Raw genomic sequence first — 22,281 nt, 5'->3', positions numbered from 1 at the left:
AGGTTCTGAATCGGCATCAGCAACGATCGTGCCTGTTTAATCCTCGAAAAGGTCGTGGGCGCGATATTGCCAACAAAATACTTGAATCGAAATTAGTGTCTGTGAGGTCTGTCTGGGCATGGGCACCGCTGTGTTAAAGCGGTTCGCGTTATTCAGTGAGCAATGAATATTCCTGGTGTTTCATGCTGCAGGCGTGTAGCTCGACCCTCCACTTATATTGAATAAAAGAGGGTTCGGCGGGTTCTCAAATGGAAGTTTGTGCTTGTCGAAACAGACGCTAATGGGGGAATTCGCCCAGTGGTGGGGAACTTTGCTCTTGGCGGGCAGTGGCGCCGTCAAGCCCCGCGAGCGTTTCACGGGTGATACTGCAGGCAGTACAATTCTGATTTTTTCTAATCGATGACGCTTCTGTGACAGTTATTCGCGCGCGCGTGCATTCCTGGTTTTCATACATAATTTGAAACAAGTTTGGGGGAGCAGGGAAGTTAGTGGGGCAAGTAGCCTTCCCCGTTATGGGCAGCAACTTCGCAACTGGTTGAATTCAAACTTGATTTATTTTGGCGCGATATTTGCGAGCTCGAAGGTCAGCCATGTTTGTGCTGCTGACTTGGAGGCCCGCCCAAATGACCTGCGCACACTTGCACGCTCAAATCGATCTTGATCGCATCCGTTGCTGGTTGAGGAGGCCGCAAGGATTGGCGTTGCTTGCCGGCGTATGGCTCGCGGGGGGTGAGCTGGCCGAAGCGGCGGTGCAGTGCCAGCGCACCTTGGTGGCCAACGTCGTGGCCATGGACCAGCCGTTGATGTTCAACCGGCTCGGTGCGCATAACCCCAACGGCATGATGTATGCGCTGCGCGGGGATGTGGTGGACACAAACGGGGTGTTGATCACCCAAGGCGGTAGCGCCACACCCGGTCAAGTCACCTTGCGCCCGGACAAGCGCCCGCGCCCATTGGTACTGCGGGTTGCCGCCGGAGACTGCTTGACGGTCAACCTGCAGAACCTGCTGGCTTTCCAGGCCAACCCCAATGGCCAGGGCAACGATCACGAGAACGCCGCCAACGGCGAGTTGCATGTCGACGCTCAAGTCGCCGACCGTCATGTGGGTTTCCAGGTCAACGGCTTACAGGCATTCGGATCGATCAACGATATTTCCGCCAACAGCGGACGTAACGACAACACCTTGCTGGCGCCCGGGCAAAGCCGTAGCTACACCCTCTACGCCGAACGCGAAGGGACTTTCGCGGCGACCAGCTACGGCGCCACCTTCGGCAGCGAGGGCTCGTCCGGCAACGTCGGCAACGGCCTGTTCGGCCAGGTGGTGGTGCTGCCCAAGGGTGGGCGGGCCTATCACAACACGGTCACCGAAGAAGAGATGCGCCTGGCCACGCGCGGGCGAACCCCGGCCGGCCAGCCCATCATCGACTACCAGGCGCGCTACCCGGTGCTTGAGCCCTGGATCGCAGAAGGCAAGGCCGGCAAACCGATCCTGAGCATGGTCGACGGCAGCGAGATCATTGCCAGCAACGCCGACGCCGTGATCATGGGGCCCAATGCCGATGGCAGTTTCCCACCGACCACCTATCCGCTTGAAAGCCAGGGCAAGCGTAACCCCAGCCTGCCCAATCGCCTGGAGCCCTTCCGCGATTTCGCGGCGGTGTTCCACGACCAGTCTGCGGTTGTCCAGGCGTTTCCAGGGTTCTGGGGCGACCCTGTGTTTGGCCAGATGCTCGATCCGGCGCGCGACGCCTTCATGGTCAACTACGGTTCCGGTGGCATGGGCGCCGAAGTCATCGCCAACCGGGTGGGTGTCGGCCCGATGCATGATTGCTTGTCCTGCGCCTATGAAGAATTCTTCCTCAGTGCACACACCACCGGCGATATCGCGATGCAGGTGGACGTGCCGGCCAACGTTGGACTCGAGATGCTGGCGCCCGGCCAAGTGCCGCCCGCCGACCGTGTCGGTATCAAGGCCAGCATGGCGCTGTATCCAGCCGAGCCTTCCAACGTCGCCCACAGCTACCTGGGCGATGCGGTGAAGTTTCGCAATATCAGCGTGGGTTACGAGCAACACGTGTTCCACCTGCACGGTCACCAGTGGTTGTTCAACCCCAACGATGACAACTCCGACTACATGGATGCCCAGGGCGTCGGCCCAGGCTCGGGTTATACCTACGAGATCGCCCATGGTGGGTCCGGCAACCGCAACCGGGTGGCCGGCGATGCGATCTATCACTGCCATTTCTACCCGCATTTCGCCCAAGGCATGTGGGCCATGTGGCGTATCCATGATGTGTTCGAAGAGGGCACGCGCCTGGCGGTCACCCAGGCGGGCAACAACAACTTCCATGCGCAGCCGTTTGCCCTGCGCAGTGGCTTGCCGGCCTCGGGCGCCCGGGCCTTGCCCGATGGCGAGATCGTCGCCGGCACGCCCATTCCGGCGATCGTGCCTTTGCCGGGCAAGGCCTTGCCGCCGATGCCGGGCAAGGTGGTAGTGATTCCTAAAATGGGGGGTGAAGCGCTGGCCGAAGGCCAGGAGCCGGGTGACGACAGCCAAGCGCCGGCTGCGCCGCGAGTCGTCGGCTCGCTGGCCCTGGTCGATCGCAGTGAAGCCAACCGCAACGCCGATGGCACCCTGAAAAATCCGGGCTTCCCGTTCTGGATCGGCGGCATTGAAAGCACCGTCGGCCAACGCCCGCCCACGCCACCTCTGGACATGCTCGACGCGCAAAAGGCCACGGCCTTGAAGGACAGCGGCAAGGCATTGTGGGCGGCGCTGGATCCGGCTCAGGCCGGTGGTTGGGATGGCGGCCTGCCACGTCATGGCCTGGATGGCTGGGCAGCGGGCGGTGAGGCGCACGTGACCACCAGTCTGCTGGACATGAGCAAGGGCCTGGGGCGCGCCAAACCTGTGTACTTCCCCGAGGAGGGCACCGAGGTCGAACAGTCGGCCATGGCCTTCCACGCCAAGCCAGCGCATGCCAGCTTCGCCGTGCTGCCCAATGGCCAAACGCTGCCGCGCGACTTCCTCACCAACGGAGCGCCGCCCGTGGCGGGTGCGCCGTTTTTCGAACCGTGCATGGACGACCGGCAAAAACGCCTGACCCGCAGTGCCGGCGCCGGCAATTTCAACAGTGGTGAGCGTCTCGACGCCCAGTCGTTCACCGGCGCCTCGCCGTTCAGTGCCGATCACCCACGGGTCTACAAAGGCGCCAATATCCAGTTCGACGCCGTGTTCAACAAGATCGGCTATCACTTCCCGCAAACCCGCATCCTCACCCTGTGGGAGGATGCGTGGCCGGTGATCAACAAGCAGCGCCCACCTGAACCGCTGGTGATGCGCATGAACACCTTCGACTGCACCATGTACCAGCACACCAACCTGGTGCCTTCAGTCTACGAACTGGACGATTACCAGGTGCGTACGCCCACCGACGTCATCGGCCAGCACATCCACTTGCCCAAGTGGGACCTGACGTCCGCCGACGGCTCGGCCAATGGATGGAACTACGAAGATGGCGTGCTCTCGCCGTCCACCGTGGTCGAACGCATCCACGCCATTCGCCGGTTCAACGATTGCCGGGACGGCGACCCACGCGAAGGCACCGAGGATTGCCCCGTGGCCAAGCAGCACCCTTACTTCGGGCGATTCAACCGCGCGGACTGGCTGGGTGCGCGCACCACCCTGCAACGCTGGTTCGCCGACCCTGTGGTGAACGTGCACAACATCGACCGTGGCCTGGGCAATATCTTCACCCACGACCACCTTGGCCCTTCGACCCATCAGCAAGTGGGCATGTACGCCACCGTGCTGGCCGAGCCTGCCGGTTCCAAGTGGTACCACGCCGAAACCGGCGAGGCCTTGTATAACGGCGGCGGGCGCCAGGACGGCGGCCCGACTTCCTGGCAGGCCGTGATCGAGACCGGTGATCTCAACGGTGACAACAAGAACGACAGCTACCGCGAGTTCTTCCTCGAGTTCAGCGACTTCCAGCACGCCTATGAAGCCGGTGTCTACGTCGGCGCGGGCCCCGATGGTATTCCCGATGCGCAAGCCTTCCCGGCCACGGCGGACAGCTTCCGCTACGCCATCAACCCGCCTGGGCGGAAGGCGGCCGCCAACCTGCTGGAGTCTGTCGTGGAAGTTGCCAGTGGCCAACTGCTGACGTGCCCGACGCGGCCGTGCCCGCAAGCGATCTCGGCGTCGGACCCTGGCATCTTCGTCGTCAACTACCGCCATGAGCCCCTCGGTCTGCGCGTCTACGACCCGAACAAGGTGGCGCCAGACGGCAAGCCGGGCATGCAGGCCGATGGTCTGGCCGGTGACCTGGCCCATGCCCTGCAAAGCCGTACCGACCGGGCGATCCCTGCACTCAACCTGGCCCCCAGCGCGATCACCACGGCGACCGGCCCCACCGGTGGGGTCACGGTATTGCCCAAACATATCAACCGGGGCGACTTGCCGGGCGATCCGTTCACGCCGATGCTACGCACCTATACCGGCGACAACGTGCGCCTGCGGGTCAATGCCGGCGGCCACGAAGAGGAGCACAACCTGACGTTGCACGGCGTGAAGTGGCTGCATTCGGGCAGCGGCTTCGGCAATAGCTCCAACACCGGTTGGAAGGCGTCGCAGATGGTGGCGATTTCCGAGCAGCTCGGCTTCATGGCACCGGTAGCGATGATGTCCAGTGCGGCCAGCGATACCGGCGATTACCTGTATTCCATGGATGCTTCCCTGGAGGGCTACTGGAGTGGCCTGTGGGGCATCATGCGCAACTATTCGCTGACTCGCAGTGACCTGTTCCCGCTGCCCAACAACCCAAGGCCCGTGGCCGCGCGCAACACGGTCAACTTCAATGGCGTGTGTCCGCGCGTCACCCCCAATCCGAATGGTGTCGGCAACCGCACGACGGTGCAGCGCAACTATGAGGTGGTTGCAGCACTGGCCAACGATATCCTCGCCAACCCGCTGGGGCTGACCCTCGGCGACCCGGCAGGTACCGGCCAGCATGTCGGCGGCCCGCTCAACACGCTCGGCGGCACCCTGGTCTACAACCCAAGGCCGGTGACGGTGCCGCAGGTGACGATCTTCGACCCTGAAGATGGCGAGACTTTCACCATTGGCGGGCAGTCCGGCCCTCTGCACGACCCGACGGCCATCCTGTATGTGCGCAAGGCCGACCTGGACCCGGTCACCGGCAAGCTCAAGCCCGGGGTGCCCGTCGAGCCGCTGGTACTGCGCGCCGCCGCCGGCGATTGCATCAACATCACCCTGGAGAATCGCCTGCCCTTGATGATGCCGGACCTGCCGAACCACGCGGTGATGCAAGGCACGGTCAAGCGTGACCGTTCCAGTGCGCAAGGCTCGACCACGTTCAACAACAACCTGATGCGGCCCTCCAGCCACGTTGGCCTGCACGCCCAGTTGCTGACCTACGACGTGAGCAAGTCGGATGGTTTCAACGTCGGCAGCAACCCGGTGCAGACAGTGGCGCCCCGGGCAGGCAACACGGGTGCCTGGCCAACCCGGACCTATCAGTACTACGCCGGGCACCTGGAGCGCGCCGGTCAGCCGGTGGCGTCGCAATTGGGACGCAACGTCGACACGATCGAGGCGACCCCCATCGAGTTCGGTGGCCTCAACCTGATGCCGGCCGACCCGATCAAGCAACCGCAAAAAGGCCTGGTGGCGGCCATGTCGGTGACGCCGGCGGGCGCCACCTGGCAGGAGGATGCCGCGTCCAGGGCGTCGGCTACGGTGCAGGCACCGGGCGCCAGCCCTTATCGCGACTTCATCACGGTCTGGCAGAAGTCGCTGAACATGCGTTGGGCCAACGGCTTGCCCGTGGAGAACATGTCGTCCGAAGGGCCGGGCATTCCCAACGACCCGAAAGACAACTCGGACATGGCCATCAACTACAAGAGCGAACCCCTGTGGTACCGATTCGCCCGTGCGCCCAACGCACCGTTCGGGCAGGCAGGTGGCAATGGCCTGGGAGCAGTTCCGAACGCCCACATGGCCTACAGCAATGCCCTGGTCGGTGGCGACCCGGTCACGCCGATACTGCGCGTCAAGCCCGGGCAGCCGTTCCGCACCCACGTGCTGATGCCTTCGGGCGGCAGCCGTGGCGCGACCTTCCAGCTCGACGGCCATGTCTGGGCGTTCAACCCGTTCCAGGCCGAAAGGGTCGACCTCTGGGGCTACCCCATGAAGGACGCGGGAATCGGTTCGGTGCGCTTTGGCTACAACCCCATGGCCATGTACATCGGCGCTCAGGAAAGCGTACTGCCGGCGGCGCACTTCAGCTTCATGTTCCCCAGTGCCGGCGGCGCCAACGCGATACCTGGCGACTACCTGTACCGGGACTATGCGGCATTCGGCAATCTGGGCGGCATGTGGGGGCTGCTGCGGGTCAGCGATGAGCCTGTGCCGACCACCGCGCAGTAATCGGTTGCCTGACGAGGAGGGGGCTGCAAAGCAGCCCCTGCAATCTCAAATACTCAGCCGCACCGCCAACGCCGCCAAGGTCACGAGCAACACCGGCACCGTCAACAACACCCCGACCTTGAAGTAATACCCCCAGCCGATGCTCACCCCTTTGCGCGCCAGCACATGCAACCACAGCAGGGTGGCCAGGCTGCCGATCGGGGTGATCTTCGGTCCCAGGTCGCAGCCAATGACGTTGGCATAGATCATCGCCTCCCTCACCACCCCCTGTGCGTCGCTGGCATGGATCGACAGCGCCCCGATCAGCACGCTGGGCAGGTTGTTCATCACCGACGACAGCACCGCTGCAATCAGCCCGGTGCCCAGCGAGGCGGCCCACAGCCCGTGCCCGGCCAGCCAGTTCAGCGCGCCGGTGAGCGAGTCGGTCAGGCCGGCATTGCGCAGCCCATAGACCACCAGGTACATGCCCAGCGAGAACACCACGATCTGCCACGGCGCCTCGCGCAGCACGCGGCGGGTGGATATCACATGGCCGCGTGCCGCCACGGCGAACAGCACCGCCGCACAGGCCGCGGCCACGGCACTGACCGGGATGCCCAGGGGTTCGAGCACGAACAGGCTGGCCAGCAAGGCCAGCAGCACCACCCAGCCGACACGGAAGGTCGCGCGGTCACGCACGGCCATGGCTGGCAGCTTCAGTTCATCGGTCGCGTAGCGCTGCGGAATGTCACGGCGAAAATACAGCCACAGCACCAGCAGCGTGGCCGCCACCGCCACCAGGTTGACCGGCACCATCACCGCGGCATAGGCGTTGAAACCCAGGCCGAAGTAATCCGCCGAGACGATGTTGACCAGGTTCGACACCACCAGCGGCAAGCTGGCGGTGTCGGCGATGAAACCGGCGCCCATGACGAAGGCCAGGGTCGCGGCGGGGGAGAAGCGCAGCGCCAGCAGCATCGACATGACGATCGGGGTCAGGATCAGCGCCGCACCGTCATTGGCGAACAGCGCCGACACCGCCGCGCCCAGCAGCACCATGAAGGCGAACAGGCGGCGCCCGTCACCCCGCGCCCAACGCGCCACGTGCAGGGCTGCCCACTCGAAGAAACCGGCTTCATCCAGCAGCAGGCTGATGATGATCAGGGCGATGAACGTGCCGGTGGCGTTCCAGATGATGGCCCACACGGTGGGAATGTCGTGCAGCGATACCACACCGAACAGCAGCGCCAGCACGGCGCCGAGGGTAGCGCTCCAGCCGACGCCGAGGCCTTTGGGTTGCCAGATGACCAGGGTCAGGGTGAACAGGAAGATCAGTGCGGCGGTGAGCATGAACACGGTGTCTCGACGTGGGCGGGAAGGGCGGCAGGGACCTGCGGTGACGACTCTACACGGGCCGTGGGTGCTTTGGACAAGTTCCGTTACAAACATGTAAGTTTCGTAAATAAGATTTAAACTCATTTGAGAATCACTATATTCACCATCCCTGTTGGCCCCCAAACACTGTTTGCGAGGCCGGTGGGCGAGGGCTCCCGGCTTGCGGCAGGGATGTGCCTTTTCGCTCATGATTCGCAGGAGATGTATCGATGCAGTGCAGAACCTCACCCAACAGCCTGGCCCTGGCCTTCGTTGCCCTGGCATCGCCGGCCATGCTGGCGAACGCCGCCGAAGCTGACGAGCAGCGCGCCGGTGAGGTGCTGGAAGTACCGGCGGCCGACAACGCGCTGGTGATCCAGGACACCCTGGTCACCGCCGAGCGCGAGGCGCGCCAGGCGCTGGGCTCGTCGATCATCACCGCTGAAGACATCAAGCGCCGGCCACCGGCCAACGACCTGTCGGACATCATCCGCCGCGAACCTGGGGTCAACCTGACCGGCAACAGCGCCAGCGGTGCACGCGGCAACAACCGGCAGATCGACCTGCGCGGCATGGGCCCGGAAAACACCCTGATCCTCATCGATGGCAAGCCGTCCAGCGCTCGCAACGCCGTGCGCTATGGCTGGAACGGCGACCGCGACACCCGCGGCGAAACCAACTGGGTGCCGGCCGAGGCGGTCGAGCGCATCGAGATCCTCCGTGGCCCGGCGGCAGCGCGTTACGGTTCCGGTGCCATGGGCGGGGTGGTCAACATCATCACCAAGCGCCCCACCGACGCATTCAAGGGCAACCTCAATTTCTATACGCAACTGCCCGAAGACAATGCCGAGGGCGCCAGCCGCCGCGCCAACTTCAACCTCAGCGGCGGGCTCACCGACAACCTAGGATTGCGCCTGTACGGTGGCCTGGCCAAGACCGACGCCGACGCCCTGGACATCAACGCCGACCACGCCAACAGCGCGCTGGTCGCCGGCCGCGAGGGCGTGCGCAACAAGGACATCAACGGCCTGCTGAGCTGGAAGCTCAACGACGAGCACCGCCTCGAAGCCAGCGCCGGCTACAGCCGCCAGGGCAACATCTATGCCGGCGACACCATGAACAGCAACGGTGGCAGCGACGTCGAGCTGATTTCCAGCCTGTATGGCCATGAAACCAACGTCATGCAGCGCAGCACCTATGACCTGACGCACCTGGGCGATTTCACCTGGGGCACCAGCAAGAGCACCCTGGCCTACGAGTACGTGCGCAACTGGCGCCTCAACGAGGGCCTGGCCGGCGGTCCGGAAGGCGCGATCAACGACAGCGGCGCAGCGGTGTCGCGGCTGCGCAATACCCGCCTGAGCAGCGAAGTGAACCTGCCGTTCGCCATGGGCAGCACCGAGCATGTGCTGACCCTGGGTGGTGAGTACCTGTACGAGTCGCTCAACGACCAGGGCTCGTTCCGCCCGCAGAGCTTCGACCCGAGCGGTTCGGGGAACAACGCGATCATCGGCTTCGACCGCAGCGACTCGAAGATGACCGCGAAAAGCTACGCGCTGTTCGTCGAGGACAACATCATCCTCGGTGACACCACCGTCACCCCGGGCCTGCGCTTCGACCACCACGAGACCTTCGGCGACAACTTCAGCCCGAGCCTCAACCTGTCGCACAAGCTCACCGAAGCGCTGACGTTCAAGGGCGGTATCGCCCGTGCCTACAAGGTGCCGAACCTGTACCAGTCCAACCCCAACTACCTGCTCTACAGCCGTGGCCAGGGCTGCAGCGTGCAGCAGGGCAACTCAGGCGGCTGCTACCTGCAGGGCAACGCCGACCTCGAGCCGGAGATCAGCGTGAACAAGGAGATCGGTCTGCAGTACGACCGTGGCACCTGGCGTACCAGCGCGACCTACTTCCGTAACGACTACCAGAACAAGATCATCGGTGGCACCGATGTGCTCTACACCATCAACAGCGGGCGCCGCGTGACCCAGTGGGAAAATGCCGGCGAGGCGCGGGTGGAAGGGATCGAGGGGAACCTGTTCGTCGAGCTCAGCCCGGTGCTGGACTGGAACACCAACCTGACCTGGATGCTCGACAACGACAACCGCGAGACCGGCGAGCCGCTGTCGGTGATCCCTGAGTACACGGTCAACAGCACCCTCGACTGGCGCGCCACCGACAAGCTGTCGTTCCAGGTCGCCGGCACCTACTACGGCAAGCAGAAGTCGCCGAGCTACAACTACCGCACCCAGGAAAACTACGACATCGAGGCGCAGCAGGATGTCGAGGCCTATGGGCTGGTGGATGTGAGTGCCGGGTACAGGTTCAACGCCAACTATGACGTGCGGGTAGGGGTGAACAACGTGTTCGACAAGCAGATCTACCGGGGGGGCAATGCCAGCAGCTCGGGGGCCAATACCTATAACCAGCCAGGGCGGGCGCTGTTTGCTTCGCTGAATATCTCCTTCTGAGCCTTGGGGCCGCTGCGCGCCCCCTTCGCGGGACAAGCCCGCTCCCACAGGACCTCTACCGTTCCAAGGTCAGTGGAGTACTTGTGGGAGCGGGCTTGTCCCGCGAAGGGGGCGCATCCATTTTCAAGGAAGCCAAATGTCTAGATCCCCCACCTGGCTGCAGATCCTCTCCCGCAGCAGCGCCGCACTGCTCGGCGGCTATGCCTTCAGCTACGCCGCGACAGCCTGCCTGGCGCGGCTGTTGCCACTGTCACCCGGCGATGCCGTGATCGTCGCTACCCTGCCAACCTTCATCTTCTACACCCTGGCCATCCTCTGGGCCTTCGCCAGCCGCGACGCCCTGCGCGCCTGGGCGCCGCTGGCCGTGGCCGCACCCCTGGCGCTAGTCGGTTTCTGGCCCCAGACCCTGGAGTGGCTGGCATGAAGAACACCTTCACGCAATCGATGGCCTGGCTGCATACCTGGGCCGGGCTGATTTTCGGCTGGCTGCTGTTCGCCATCTTCGTCACCGGCACCCTGGCGGTGTTCGACAAAGAGCTCAACCACTGGATGCAGCCAGAGATCCCGGCCACACCGGTGTCCCAAGCTGCAGCCGCGCAACGCGCCATCGCCTACCTGCAGGCCCATGAGCCGCAGGCCGGCAACTGGGGCGTCAGCCTGCCGACCGAGCGTTCACCCGGGTTGCGCGTGTCCACCGGCGATCGGCGCCATGGCGGCGGGGTACAGCTCGACCCGGGCACCGGCGAGGCCATCGCGGTACGCGACAGCGTGGGCGGCAACTTCTTCTTCCGCTTTCACTTCACCCTCGACCTGCCGCGCAACTGGGGCATCTTCGTCGTCGGTGCGCTGGCCCTGGTGATGCTCGCGGCGCTGGTCACCGGCATCGTCATCCACAAGAAGATCTTCAAGGAGTTCTTCACCTTCCGGCCCAACAAGGGCCAGCGCTCATGGCTGGACTTCCACAACGCCAGTGCGGTGCTGTTGCTGCCGTTCCACCTGATGATCACCTACACAGGGCTGGTCATCTTCATGCTCATCTACATCCCGGCGGGGGTCGATGCGTTGTTCGCCGGAGACAACCGCGCCTACTTCCAGGCCCAGGGCAATACCCGCCTGGAGCAACCAAGGGGCCTGAGCAAGCAGCCCGCCGAGATGGTCGACGTGGCGCCGCTGCTGGCCCAGGCCGAGGCGCGCCTGGGGCCGATCGCCGGGTTCAACATCCGCAATCCGAACACCGCCGGGGCACGCATCGAGATCCGCCCCGAACTGGGCAACCGCATTGCGCTGTCCAAGGGCCAGGCCATGGTCTTCGACGGGGTCAGCGGGCAGCTGCTCAGCGACGTCAGCGAGTGGCGGGCGGCACCCCTGACCCAGCGGGTGATGGTCGGCCTGCACTTCGCCCAGTTCGGCGGCTACCCGATGCGCTGGCTGTATTTCGTCTGCGGCGTGATCAGCTGCGTGATGATCGCCAGCGGCCTGGTGCTGTTCTGCGTCAAGCGCGGGCGCAAGTACGCCGCTGCCGAGGTGCCGGGACATCGCTGGTATCGGCTGGCCGAGGTGTGCAACGTGGGCTTCGTCGCCGGGCTGCTGCTGGCGTGCGTGGGCTTGCTGTGGGCCAGCCGCTTGCTGCCGGTCGAGCTGGCCGGGCGGGAAGCTTGGGAGGTGTGCGCGTTCTTCGGCCTGTGGCTGCTGGCGTTGTTGCATGCAGGCATCCGGCCGCCGCGCCGGGCGTGGGTCGAGCAACTGGGGTCGGCGGCGCTGCTGTGCATCGGACTGGTAGCTTTCGGCGGGCTGGAGGATGCCCTGCGCCTGGGCGTGGCGGCGTGCGCGCTGGTGCTGGGTGTGCTGCTCGGCCTGGTGGCGTGGCGCGTTCAGCACGCGCAACCGGCAGTGCGCAAGGTCAAGGCAGGTCGACGTGTGGAGGCTGGAGCATGATGGAGTTGATCGCAGGGGGCGTGGTGTTCGCCTATGCCGGGATGCTCGGGCTGTGCCAGGGATTGGAGCGGCACTACAAGCAAGTATGGCGTCGCGCTTGTCCGGTGGCCCTGGGCAGGCTTTTACGCGGCGCGGGGTGGCTGGCGCTGCTGGCCAGCCTGTGGCTGTGTGCCCAGGCCTGGGGCTGGGCCATGGGGCCGGTTGCCTGGTTCGCGATGATATCGCTGGCGGGGCTGCTGCTGGTCATGCTGTTGCCCTACTGGCCACGGCTGGCGGTGGGGCTGGTAGCTGCGCTGCCGTTGTGGGGGCTGTTGCAGTGGATCAGCTGATTCGCACCGGGTTGAGCACACGGCATTGCCCCAGCCAGCGTTCGAAAGATTCGAAGGTGTCGACTGCCGCCCGCACGGTGGCAGCCTGCGCCGCCGGGGCGGTCGATGCCTGGCCAAGGCGGTCTAGGAAGTCACGCCAGTAGCGGCCGGTCAGGGCGCCGTAGACATCGAGAAAGCCCGCACCGCTGGTGGGGCCCAGACCCAGGCGCTCGGCCATTGCCCGCTTGAGTACCTGACCGCCCAAGGTCGAGCCTTCCAGCACGTACATCACGCCCAGGGCGCTGGCTTCGTCACGGATCGCCGGCAAGGCCTGGCACAGGGGCAGGGTGTCGATTTCACGGGCGCTCAGCTTCAGGGCCTGGAGGTCCTGGGTGAGTGCGGGCGTCTTGGCGCGCAGGGGCTCCTGATACGCGCCCAGGCACGCTTCGAGCGGGGCGTGGAAACCGTAATAGGCTTGCAGCAACCGGCTGTAGGCGGCGGTGTCGAAGCCGGCATCGAAGAACGGCAGGCGCGCTTCGAGCGACTGGTGGCAGGCAAGGGTTCCCTCGCGCAGGGCGAGCAGTAACGGGCTGGGGCTGGCAGGCATCGGATCGGCTCTGGTGGCATTTCGCCTAGGTTGGAGTGCCGATCATACCCTGGCGTTCCTTTCGGGCCGCCGTCAGAACGCCAGCTTGTAGCCGATCAGCAGCAGCATCGTGGCCAGGCACGGGCGCAGCACACGGTCGGAAATGCGCCCGGTGAGGTGGCTGCCCAGGTAGATGCCGGGCAACGAGCCGAGCAGCAGGTAGCCCAGCAGCGACCAGTCCATGTTGCCCATGCCGGCGTGGCCCAGTCCTGCGACCAGGGTCAGGGGCACGGCGTGGGCGATTTCGGTGCCGACCAGGCGGCGGGTAGCCAGGAACGGGTAGAGCAGGAACAGCGCCACGGTACCCAACGCGCCGGCACCGATCGAGGTGAGGGTGACCATCACCCCCAGCACTACGCCGGTGAGCACGGTGAGGATGTTCAGGTTGCGGTCGCTGAGGTGGTAGTGGTCACCGGCATGGCGGCTGGCGAATGCCTGCAGGCGCGACTTGAACAGGATCGCCAGGGCAGTGAGGATCAGTACCACGGCCAGGCCCTGCTTGATGACGGCGTTGAGCGCCGAGGTGTCGGTGTGCAGGGTGGTGAGGAACCACAGGGTCAGTGCCGCCGCTGGCACGCTGCCCAGGCTGAGCAGGCCGGTGATCTTCCAGTCGATGTTCTTGTTGCGGCCATGCACCCAGACGCCGCTGGCCTTGGTGATGGCGGCATAGAGCAGGTCGGTGCCCACGGCGGTGGCGGGATTGATACCGAACCAGAGCAGGATTGGCGTCATCAGCGAACCGCCACCCACGCCGGTCATGCCGACGATGAATCCCACCACCAGTCCGGCGAGGGTGAAACCGAAAGAACCTACATCCATACGCTACTCGACTGCCCAGCTTTGCCCGTGATCGGATGGTCGCCAGCATATAGGGAGTTTTTTATAGCCAAATAGACTTGTTCGTTATTAGGTTATAACTCGCTGCCGATCAACGGTCGGTCATCACCACCATCACATGGGCATCGCCACCGTCTTCGCTTTCCGACAGGTAGATGTGCCCCACCTGGCTGTCGAAGTACGCCGTCTCTTGCGGGCCAATGCGCACGGCTTCACCGGTTTCGAACTCGATGCGCACACGCCCGCTCAGCACTACCGCGAACTCCTGCCCGGGGTGGCGGATGAAATCGTCGAACTGGCCGCGTTCGCGCGCGATGATGCGGGCATAGGCGGGAGTCATGCGGCGTTCCGGAAAGGCCCCGGCAAGCGGGTGGTAGTCGTAGGTGCCGGTGGAATAGCCCGCCGCCGCGGGCAAGGAATCGACCACCACGGTCACCGGTACCGGGGCGCTCACCGGCCCGCTGGCGCGAAACAGCTGGGCGATGTCAACATTCAGCGCCCGCGCCGCGGCGGCGAGTTTTTCGTAGCCCACCGAGACCTGCGCCAGCTCCATTTTCGACAGGGTCGAGACCGGTACACCACTGAGCGCGGACAACTGCTTGAGGGTCAGCTGGCGGGCCTTGCGCACCTGGCGCAGGCGCCCGCCGACCTCGGCGCGATCGAGCAGGGGCAGGGCATCGGGGCGGCCTGTGGCGGCAGGGCGGTCATCGGGCATTCGCGGCTCTCGGTATACGGCAAAGGTCGCGCATCTTACCTTGCGCCCTTGCACATTTCGAAATTCTCATATATTAGAATTCTCATAAATGATAATTCCCTGGCAGGAGTGTGCATGACCCCGATCTACGACACCTTGATCATTGGCGCCGGTATTGCCGGTGCCTCCCTGGGCTATCGCCTGGCGGGCCAGCGCCAGGTGCTGCTGCTGGAGCGTGAAACGCAGCCGGGTTACCACTCGACCGGGCGTTCCGCGGCGATGTTCATGGAGGCTTACGGCACCCCGCAGATCCAGGCCCTGACCCGGGCCAGCCGGGCGTTCTACGAAACGCCGCCGGCAGGTTTCTGCGAACATCCGTTGCTGGAGCCGCGTGGCTGCCTGTATGTCGCCAGTCATGAGCAAGGTGAGCTGCTCGCAGACACATACGCTCAAAACCTGGCCAACGGCACCGAGGTCAGCCTGCTCGACCGTGATGCCGCCCTGGCCCTGGTGCCGAGCCTGCGCGATGACGTCATTGCGGGTGCCGTGCATGAGCCCGGTGCCATGGACCTCGATGTGCACGCGCTGCACCAAGGCTTCCTGCGCGGCTACCGCGCCGCTGGCGGTGAGTTGCGCTGCAATGCCGAGTTGCACCAGGCCCAATACCAGGACGGGCTGTGGCAGGTGACGCTGGCCGATGGCAGCCAGCTGCAGGCGCGCCAACTGATCAATGCCGCGGGCGCCTGGGCCGACCGTGTGGCCGCGCAGTGTGGCGTGGCACCGATCGGCCTGCAGCCGTGCCGGCGCAGCGCCTTTACCTTCCCCGGCCCGGCCGAGCAGGACTTTGCCCACTGGCCGGCGGTGATCGGTGTCGACGAAAGCTTCTACTTCAAGCCGGACGCCGGTCAGTTGCTGGGCTCCCCGGCCAACGCCGACCCGGTCGAGCCGCAGGACGCCGCCCCCGAGGAGCTCGATATTGCCCTCGGCATCTACAACATCGAAGCCATGACCACCTTGGCGATTCGACGCCCGAGCCACAGCTGGGCCGGCCTGCGTTCCTTCGTCGCTGATGGCGACCTGGTGATCGGCTTCGATGCGCAGATGCCGGCGTTCTTCTGGCTGGCGGCGCAAGGCGGCTATGGTATCCAGTCGGCAGCCGGTGCTTCGCGCCTGGCCGCCGACCTGCTGCTCGGGCAACCGCTGTGCCCGAGCCTGATCGCCCAGGGGGTGGCGCCCGAGCGCCTGTCCCCGGCACGTTTCCAGTCATCCTGAAAGGAGCTTCCCATGAGCAACGACATCCAGCGTTTCCCCAGCAGCCTGCCATTCCCGTTCTCGCGTGCCGTGAAGGCCGGCGGCTTCCTGTTCCTCTCCGGGCAAGTGCCGATGAGTGCCGGCGGCGAGGTGGTGCGCGGTGATATCCAGACCCAGACCCGCGCGGCCTGCGAGCGTATTGCCGAAAGCCTGGAGGCGTGCGGCGCGCGCTTCGACCAGGTGGTCAAGGTGACCGTGTGGCTGTCCGACATGGCCCACTTCGCCGGTTTCAACGAGGTCTACAAAACCTTCTTCGGCGATGCGTTGCCGGTGCGTTCGACCGTCGCTTCGGCGCTGGCGCTGGGGGTGGATGTGGAAATCGAAGTGCAAGCGTATGTCGGCGAGCGCTGAGTAGAACCCTTTCGCGGGCTTGCCCGCGAAAGGACCTTGGCGCGCACAACAACAATAACCTGAGGTTCACATGCAAGAGCAACTGAAGATCGCCGGGGCCTTCGTCGGCGTGATCGTGGGAGCGGGCTTCGCGTCCGGGCGGGAATTGCTGTTGTTCTTCGTCGATTTCGGCGTCTGGGGCCTGGTCGGCGCGCTGGTCAGCGCCGCCTTGTTCACCTTCCTCGGCATGGCCCTGGCCGGGCTCGGCAACCGCCAGCGCGCGACCTCGCACAAGGATGTGATCCAGGCCATCTGCGGGCGCCACCTGGGCCTGTTCGTCGACTGGCTGATCACCTTCTTCATGTTCGCCGTGACCGTGGTCATGCTGGCCGGCGGCGGTGCCTTGCTGGAGCAGCAGTTCGGTATTCCGGCGCTGACCGGCAGTGTGCTGGTGACCCTGCTGGTGGTGGGCATCGTGTGCCTGGACGTGCGCAAGGTGATCGTCGCCATCGGCGCCATCACGCCGCTGCTGATCCTGGTGGCCTCGGCCATCGCGCTGTACGCCGTGTTCACCCGCGGGCAGAGTTTCGCCATGCTCGATCAACTGGCCAGTCAGCAGCAGGCCGGTACGCGCCACTGGTTGCTGGGGGCGTTTTTGTATGTGTCGTACAACATCGTTGCGGGTGCGCCGATCCTGGCGATTCTGGGCGGCTCGGCCAAGGGCGAGAAGACGGCGGTGTGGGGCGGCTTGCTGGGCGGCGCGGCACTGGGTGGGCTGATGCTGGTGATGAGCGCCGGGTTGCTGTCGCGCCTGGACAGCGTCGCCGATTTGCCGATGCCGATGCTGTCGATCGCCAATGAGGTTTCACCGCTGCTGGGGTTGGTGATGTGCCTGATCATCTTCGGGATGATCGTCAACACGGCGGTGGGCACCTTGTTCTCGTTCCTGTCGCGGCTGCTGCCGGCGGGCACGGCGAAATTCCGCTGGGGCTCGGTGGTGACGGGGGCGGCGGCGTTTGTCTGCAGCCTGGTGGGGTTCATCAGCCTGGTGGGTGAGGTGTATCCGCTGTTCGGGTACCTGGGGTTCGTGCTGATGGCGGCGGTGTTGCTGGCCTGGGTGCGGCGGGGTAGGCAGGGGAAAGCGGTGGTGGCATAGGGGGCTGTGGGAGCGGGCTTGTCCCGCGAAGCAGGCAACGCGGTGCATGGCACCGGCTTCGCCGGTGTTCGCGGGACAAGCCCGCTCCCACAAGGTTTGCACCAAGCCTCAAAACTATGAGTTGCCCCCACAAACCCTTGTCTCAGATACGGAAGCTGCCCACCAACTGCTTCAAGCGCCCGGCCTGCTGCGACAGCGCATCGCAATGACGCAGGGTGTCGTTGAGGTTCTCCACCCCTTGCTGGTTGAGGGTGTTGATCTGGGTAATGTCCAGGTTCAGGCTCTCGACCACCGCCGTCTGCTCCTCGGTAGCAGTGGCCACCGACTGGTTCATGCCGTCGATCTCGCCAATGCGCTGGGTCACGCTGGCCAGCCGCTCGCCGGCCTGGTTGGCCACCTGCACGGTCTGTTCGCTGGAGACCTGGCTGGTGTTCATGGTGTGCACGGCCTCGCGTGAGCCCACCTGCAGGCTGGTGATCATGCGGTGAATCTCTTCGGCCGATTCCTGGGTGCGGTGCGCCAGATTGCGGACTTCGTCGGCGACCACGGCGAACCCGCGCCCGGCCTCGCCAGCGCGGGCAGCCTCGATGGCGGCGTTGAGCGCCAGCAGGTTGGTCTGCTGGGAGATGCCCTTGATCACGTCGAGGATCTTGCCGATCTCGTCGGTGCTGGCATTGAGCGTTTCGATCTGCGCGCAGGATTCGCTGATGCGCTGGGACAAGGCAGTCATGGCGCTGATCGCTTCCTCGACCACTTCTCGGCCGCCATGGGCCTGTTCGCTGGCGCCGCTGGCATGTTGCGAGGCATCCGCCGCGTTGCGGGCGATTTCCTGGGTGGCAGCGCCCAGTTCGTTGATCGCCGCCGCCACGCTGTTGGTCCGCATGCTCTGCTCTTCGGAGCCGATGATCGAGGCGTTGGAAGCGTTGACCACTTTCTCGGAAAGGTCATGCACCAGGCGGGTGGCCGAGGACACTTCGCTGATCGAGGTGTGGATGCGTTCGACGAAACGGTTGAACGAGGTGGCCAGCTCGCCGAACTCGTCCTTGTGCACCACTTCCAGGCGGCGGGTCAGGTCGCCTTCGCCCTCGGCGATGTCACGCATGGCGCGGCCCATGGTGGTCAGCGGGCGCATCAGCACCGGGATCAGCAGGCCCAGCAGCAGGGCAATCGCGGCCACGGCAATGAGCATGGCGATGATCGCCGAGGTGCGGAACTGATCGATGGCGGCGTAGGCCTTGTCCTTGTCGATCGACAGGCCGATGTACCACTGAGCCGACGGCAGGCCGGCCACCGGGGCGAAGGAAATCAATCGCTGCTGGCCGTTGAGCACCACGTCCTGCATCCCCGAAGCAATGTGCAGGCCGCTGCCGGGGTAGATGTCCTTGAGGTTTTTCATCAGCTGGGTTTTATCCGGGCTGACGATCACCTGGCCGTTGCTGTCGGCGAGGAAGGCATGGCCGATGCCGCCGAAGTCGACCGAGTTGATGATCTGCACCAGGGTGTCCAGGGTGAGGTCGCCGCCGACCACGCCGATCAGTTCGCCGTTGGCCCGGCTTTTCACCGGCGTGGCGATGGTCACCATCAGGCCGCCGACCGCACCTTGGTAGGGGGCGGTGAGCACGGTCTGGCCGGCATTTGCCGCGCTGGCATACCAGGGCCGCTGGCGTGGGTCGTAACCGGCGGGCATCTGGGTGTCGGGGCGTTGGGTGAACACGCCGTTGGCCTGGCCCAGGTAGGTGAACAGGAAGTTTCGCGTGTAGGAAGGCTGCTCGATCAGCCCGGCCAAGGTGTCGCCGGCCCCTTGCGTGGCGATGTCCTGGGCCAGGTTTTCCAGCACCAGGATGCGCCCGCTCATCCAGTTCTGCACACTGCTGGCGCTGAGTGCGCCGGCCTGTTGGACCGAGGCCTCGATGTTCTGGCGCAGGGTGTTGCGTTGCAGGTAATCGTTGTAGAGCGTGAACAGGGCAAATGCCAGCACCACGACGCCGCAGGCGCTGAGCAGGATCTTGTGGCGAAATTTCAGGTTCATGTTTCGAGACCTTGAGCCATGGAGGGGAGGGCGCCGCGCGCTTGTGACGCAACGGCGGGGCCTGTCTCCTGAGCTATCGGCTCGGGCGGTAAAACATTGAAATGCTTGCGCATTGTCTTCGGCGCAAGGCGACGGACGGCAATCTAGCGGGCGGCCAGTTGCTCGATCAGCAAGCGTGCCGCCTGGCGTAAGGGTTGTTGCTTGCGCCAGAAGGCATGCACCGGCAGCTGCAGTTCGTTGCGGGTGTTGCGAAACGCCAGGCGCACCAGCCGCCCGCTGGCGATCAGCGGCGCGACCCTGGCCAGCGGCAGGTCACCCCAGCCCAGGCCGGCCTCGACCATCTGCAGGGCCAGGTCGAAACTGTCGGTGGTCCAGTGCGTGGCGCCGATCAGCGCACGCGGATCGAGCAGCGGCAAGTCGCGGCTGCGCACCAGGATCTGACGCACCTTGATCAGGTCTTCCAGGTATTCGATGCGTCCCTCGCGCAAGGCCGGGTGGGTGGGGGCCAAGGTCGCCACCAGCGACTCCATGCCGATGTGCTGGAAGCCGCGCCGGGCATCGACCTGCAGGCCGGCGAAGGCCAGGCACAGGTCGGCGCGGCCGCTGTCGAGCAGGTGCAGGGCTTCTTCCTGGGGGGCACTGAGCAGCTCGATGTCGAGCAGCGCAAAGCGCTCGCCGAGCGTGGCGATGGCGGCCAGCAGTGGGCGGTGGTCGATGTCGGGGGCGACGGCGAGGGTCAGGCGGCTTTCCAGCCCCTGGGACAGCTCCAGCGCGTGTACCTGCAACAGCCCCAGCTGCTCGGCGATCAGCCTGGCGTGGGGCTCCAGCGCCAGGGCCTGGGCGGTGGCGCGGACTTCGCGTGAGCCACGCTCGAACAGGGCATAGCCCAGCTCCGCTTCGAGGTTGCCGATCGCCATGCTTACCGCCGAGGGCACGCGTTGCAAGGCGCGGGCAGCGGCGGAAAACGAGCCGCGATCGAGCACGGCGAGAAACAGCTGGATATTGTCGCTGGAAAAGTTCATGGCAGCCTCCTGTCAGTCAATCTGAAAGCTGCTGACTTTTTCTGTCAAGAAGATTGAAGCATCCTTGCGCCCCTTCGCTTATCGCCACACGAGGTCATCCCGGTGCAGGGAGTCAAACGCAAACTGGTCTATGTGACCTTCTACGAACTGATCGGCCTGTGCATGTCGACCCTGGGGCTGGCTTACCTGTCCGACACCCAGGCCTCGCACACAGGGCCGCTGGCGGTGATGATCACCACCATCGCGATGCTCTGGAACCTGATCTACAACAGCCTGTTCGAGTATTGGGAAAGCCGCCAGGCCAAGCGCGGGCGTAGCGTGGCGCGGCGGGTGGCGCATGCCATCGGCTTCCAGCTGACTTTGGTGGTGTACTTGATTCCGCTGATCGCCTGGTGGCTGGGCATGAGCCTGGTCGAGGCATTTTTGGTGGACCTGGCGTTCATTGTTCTGGTGCCTTGCTACACCTTTGCCTACAACTGGGCGTTTGACCGGATCTTTGGTTTGCCCAATTCGGCGCTTGCGGCTGCTTGAGGGGGGCCGTACTGGCCCTATCGCCGGCTTGCCGGCGATGAGGCCGGTAAAAACAACCTCTACGGGGGGATGCGAATCAACAAGGGCTCCTGCCGCGGCGCCTGTGCCTGCGGCTGCTCAGGCTCCTGCGGCCGCGGCGCACTGGCCAGCAGACTGTCCTCGACCTGCCCCGACAAGTAGTAAACCCCCGACATGGCACCGCTCTGACGGTTCTCCATCAATTCCCGCCATTCCTGGTTGAGCGCCACGTTGAGGATCACCCGCAACTGCTCGACCATTTCCGGGTGCTCGCGGTCATGGGTAATCATCCCGTAGCCTGCCGCCGCCACCGAGATCATCGCCCCGGCGACCTTGCCTACCGCACTCGCCACGGCACTGGCGATGCCACGCGGCGCCAGGGTGGCGCCGAGCTTCTCGCTGGCGCGGGTGGCCACCGACGACAGACCTGCGTCAGTCTGGCCTGGCCCTTTGGCGGCTTGCTGATGCAAGTGTTCACGCAGGGCCAGCCAGGCCGGTTGCTGGTCGAGGGGCTTGGCCCGCAACAGTTGATAGAGGCTGGCATTGCGGGCTTGCGGAGGGCCCAGGTGGATCGCCGGGATGTGGTTGAGCCGCTGGCTGACCTGCTCGGGCGGGGCGTTGTAGCGCTGGATGATGGCCGGCAGTTGCTGGCCGAACAACTGCAGGTAGAGCTCGCTGGCGCGGTCGCGAATGCCTTCGGGGTTGATCTGCTCGGCAACCGGTTCGATCACTCGCTCGTGGTACTGCTCCTGCAGGTACAGGGCCAGGCGCTTTTCCGCGGACTCGCGGCCTTCACCGCTGTCGAGCTTGTACCAGGCGACCTTCAGGGTCAGCCATTGCTGGGTCCAGTAGCCGGTGAACCAGGGGATGAAGTCGCTTTCCGTGCGTTGCTGGACCTGTTCCTTCCATACCCGCATCGAGCGTCGCGCATAGTCGTTGGCCGAGCCTGCGGCGCCGACCGAGGCGTCGATCAGTTCCTGGTCGATGCGTTGCCAGGTGACCGGGTCGAGCACGGCGAATGGGGGCGGCGGGGCCGGGGGTTTGCCTGCGCAGCCGGCGATTGCCAGCAAGAGGCAGAGCAGGATTGGAATGCGCGTGCTCAATCGGCTGCCTCCCTGGTAGAGGCTGGGTGGTTCTTCGAGTATAGGGCGGTGTACCCGGGGCTGCGTTGCAGCCCATCGCCGGCAA

General features: G+C 64.9%; 16 protein-coding genes and 1 pseudogene. 9 read left to right on the top strand and 8 right to left on the bottom strand.

From position 1 onward, the window contains the following. Positions 1–623 precede the first annotated feature (623 nt). Entirely contained in the window at positions 624–6,452 is a 5,829-nt protein-coding gene (gene mnxG / locus PMI38_RS23805; protein ID WP_008099848.1) for a manganese-oxidizing multicopper oxidase MnxG, read from the top strand. A 45-nt stretch (positions 6,453–6,497) separates the two neighbouring features. Here mnxG and PMI38_RS23800 read toward each other — a convergent pair whose 3' ends face one another. Beyond that, positions 6,498–7,781, bottom strand: a complete 1,284-nt coding sequence (locus tag PMI38_RS23800; protein ID WP_008099846.1) for an arsenic transporter — start codon at positions 7,779–7,781, stop codon at positions 6,498–6,500. A gap of 254 nt (positions 7,782–8,035) precedes the next feature. On the opposite strand from PMI38_RS23800, the gene PMI38_RS23795 reads away from it, so the two are divergent. From PMI38_RS23795 to PMI38_RS23780, 4 genes are all read left to right on the top strand, one after another. Then, entirely contained in the window at positions 8,036–10,276 is a 2,241-nt protein-coding gene (locus tag PMI38_RS23795) for a TonB-dependent siderophore receptor (protein WP_008099843.1), read from the top strand. Between the two features lie 136 nt (positions 10,277–10,412). Then, positions 10,413–10,700: a hypothetical protein gene (locus tag PMI38_RS23790; protein WP_008099841.1), complete on the top strand. Its 288-nt coding sequence runs from the start codon at positions 10,413–10,415 to the stop codon at positions 10,698–10,700. Beyond that, positions 10,697–12,211 carry a PepSY-associated TM helix domain-containing protein gene (locus PMI38_RS23785; protein ID WP_008099839.1) on the top strand — a complete coding sequence of 505 codons (1,515 nt, stop codon included), beginning with the start codon at positions 10,697–10,699 and terminating at the stop codon, positions 12,209–12,211. The genes PMI38_RS23790 and PMI38_RS23785 overlap by 4 nt, the downstream gene beginning before the upstream one ends. Further along, positions 12,208–12,540: a DUF3325 domain-containing protein gene (locus tag PMI38_RS23780; protein WP_008099837.1), complete on the top strand. Its 333-nt coding sequence runs from the start codon at positions 12,208–12,210 to the stop codon at positions 12,538–12,540. Before PMI38_RS23785 ends, PMI38_RS23780 begins: the two co-directional genes overlap by 4 nt. Here PMI38_RS23780 and PMI38_RS23775 read toward each other — a convergent pair. The 3 genes from PMI38_RS23775 to PMI38_RS23765 all read right to left on the bottom strand — a co-directional run bounded on the left by PMI38_RS23775 (position 12,533) and on the right by PMI38_RS23765 (position 14,717). After that, a complete protein-coding gene (locus PMI38_RS23775) occupies positions 12,533–13,126 on the bottom strand; it encodes a biliverdin-producing heme oxygenase (protein ID WP_008099835.1) in 594 nt (197 codons plus the stop codon). The two genes, PMI38_RS23780 and PMI38_RS23775, sit on opposite strands and share 8 nt — an antisense overlap. A 72-nt stretch (positions 13,127–13,198) precedes the next feature. Further along, positions 13,199–13,984: a sulfite exporter TauE/SafE family protein gene (locus PMI38_RS23770; protein WP_008099833.1), complete on the bottom strand. Its 786-nt coding sequence runs from the start codon at positions 13,982–13,984 to the stop codon at positions 13,199–13,201. Between the two features lie 109 nt (positions 13,985–14,093). Next, positions 14,094–14,717, bottom strand: coding sequence for a helix-turn-helix domain-containing protein (locus PMI38_RS23765; protein WP_008099831.1), 624 nt, complete (start codon positions 14,715–14,717; stop codon positions 14,094–14,096). A gap of 114 nt (positions 14,718–14,831) precedes the next feature. On the opposite strand from PMI38_RS23765, the gene PMI38_RS23760 reads away from it, so the two are divergent. The 3 genes from PMI38_RS23760 (at position 14,832) to PMI38_RS23750 (ending at position 17,493) form a co-directional block, all read left to right on the top strand. Further along, positions 14,832–15,968, top strand: a complete 1,137-nt coding sequence (locus PMI38_RS23760) for an NAD(P)/FAD-dependent oxidoreductase (RefSeq protein ID WP_008099829.1) — start codon at positions 14,832–14,834, stop codon at positions 15,966–15,968. A 12-nt stretch (positions 15,969–15,980) separates the two neighbouring features. Beyond that, positions 15,981–16,358: a RidA family protein gene (locus tag PMI38_RS23755; protein WP_008099827.1), complete on the top strand. Its 378-nt coding sequence runs from the start codon at positions 15,981–15,983 to the stop codon at positions 16,356–16,358. A gap of 70 nt (positions 16,359–16,428) precedes the next feature. After that, complete coding sequence (locus PMI38_RS23750; RefSeq protein WP_008099824.1) at positions 16,429–17,493, top strand: YkvI family membrane protein; 1,065 nt, start codon at positions 16,429–16,431, stop codon at positions 17,491–17,493. A 142-nt stretch (positions 17,494–17,635) separates the two neighbouring features. On the opposite strand, the gene PMI38_RS27995 is transcribed toward PMI38_RS23750, so the two are convergent. The 3 genes and pseudogenes from PMI38_RS27995 to PMI38_RS23740 all read right to left on the bottom strand — a co-directional run bounded on the left by PMI38_RS27995 (position 17,636) and on the right by PMI38_RS23740 (position 20,544). Further along, a complete protein-coding gene (locus PMI38_RS27995) occupies positions 17,636–18,376 on the bottom strand; it encodes a methyl-accepting chemotaxis protein (protein ID WP_400717206.1) in 741 nt (246 codons plus the stop codon). A gap of 117 nt (positions 18,377–18,493) precedes the next feature. Beyond that, positions 18,494–19,522 (bottom strand): annotated as a pseudogene (mcpA, locus tag PMI38_RS27990) (methyl-accepting chemotaxis protein McpA); the annotation flags it as partial. Between the two features lie 143 nt (positions 19,523–19,665). Next, positions 19,666–20,544, bottom strand: a complete 879-nt coding sequence (locus PMI38_RS23740) for a LysR family transcriptional regulator (protein WP_008099820.1) — start codon at positions 20,542–20,544, stop codon at positions 19,666–19,668. Between the two features lie 102 nt (positions 20,545–20,646). Between PMI38_RS23740 and PMI38_RS23735 the strand changes: the two genes are divergently transcribed. Beyond that, positions 20,647–21,075 (top strand): PACE efflux transporter, encoded by a 429-nt coding sequence (locus PMI38_RS23735; protein WP_008099818.1) that lies wholly within the window; start codon positions 20,647–20,649, stop codon positions 21,073–21,075. Positions 21,076–21,134: 59 nt separating this feature from the next. On the opposite strand, the gene PMI38_RS23730 is transcribed toward PMI38_RS23735, so the two are convergent. Then, entirely contained in the window at positions 21,135–22,196 is a 1,062-nt protein-coding gene (locus tag PMI38_RS23730) for a hypothetical protein (protein WP_008099815.1), read from the bottom strand. Positions 22,197–22,281 lie beyond the last annotated feature (85 nt).

The sequence above is a fragment of the Pseudomonas sp. GM84 genome, assembly GCF_000282535.1.
GTDB lineage: Bacteria > Pseudomonadota > Gammaproteobacteria > Pseudomonadales > Pseudomonadaceae > Aquipseudomonas.
The sequence above is the reverse complement of the archived record's forward strand: the minus strand, read 5'-3'. Positions and strand labels throughout refer to the sequence as shown.

Excerpts from the sequence above, each read along its gene's own strand:
- mnxG (WP_008099848.1), top strand. The coding sequence starts at position 624 with ATGACCTGCGCACACTTGCACGCTCAAATCGATCTTGATCGCATCCGT.
- PMI38_RS23800 (WP_008099846.1), bottom strand. The coding sequence starts at position 7,781 with ATGCTCACCGCCGCACTGATCTTCCTGTTCACCCTGACCCTGGTCATC.
- PMI38_RS23795 (WP_008099843.1), top strand. The coding sequence starts at position 8,036 with ATGCAGTGCAGAACCTCACCCAACAGCCTGGCCCTGGCCTTCGTTGCC.
- PMI38_RS23790 (WP_008099841.1), top strand. The coding sequence starts at position 10,413 with ATGTCTAGATCCCCCACCTGGCTGCAGATCCTCTCCCGCAGCAGCGCC.
- PMI38_RS23785 (WP_008099839.1), top strand. The coding sequence starts at position 10,697 with ATGAAGAACACCTTCACGCAATCGATGGCCTGGCTGCATACCTGGGCC.
- PMI38_RS23780 (WP_008099837.1), top strand. The coding sequence starts at position 12,208 with ATGATGGAGTTGATCGCAGGGGGCGTGGTGTTCGCCTATGCCGGGATG.
- PMI38_RS23775 (WP_008099835.1), bottom strand. The coding sequence starts at position 13,126 with ATGCCTGCCAGCCCCAGCCCGTTACTGCTCGCCCTGCGCGAGGGAACC.
- PMI38_RS23770 (WP_008099833.1), bottom strand. The coding sequence starts at position 13,984 with ATGGATGTAGGTTCTTTCGGTTTCACCCTCGCCGGACTGGTGGTGGGA.
- PMI38_RS23765 (WP_008099831.1), bottom strand. The coding sequence starts at position 14,717 with ATGCCCGATGACCGCCCTGCCGCCACAGGCCGCCCCGATGCCCTGCCC.
- PMI38_RS23760 (WP_008099829.1), top strand. The coding sequence starts at position 14,832 with ATGACCCCGATCTACGACACCTTGATCATTGGCGCCGGTATTGCCGGT.
- PMI38_RS23755 (WP_008099827.1), top strand. The coding sequence starts at position 15,981 with ATGAGCAACGACATCCAGCGTTTCCCCAGCAGCCTGCCATTCCCGTTC.
- PMI38_RS23750 (WP_008099824.1), top strand. The coding sequence starts at position 16,429 with ATGCAAGAGCAACTGAAGATCGCCGGGGCCTTCGTCGGCGTGATCGTG.
- PMI38_RS27995 (WP_400717206.1), bottom strand. The coding sequence starts at position 18,376 with ATGCGGACCAACAGCGTGGCGGCGGCGATCAACGAACTGGGCGCTGCC.
- PMI38_RS23740 (WP_008099820.1), bottom strand. The coding sequence starts at position 20,544 with ATGAACTTTTCCAGCGACAATATCCAGCTGTTTCTCGCCGTGCTCGAT.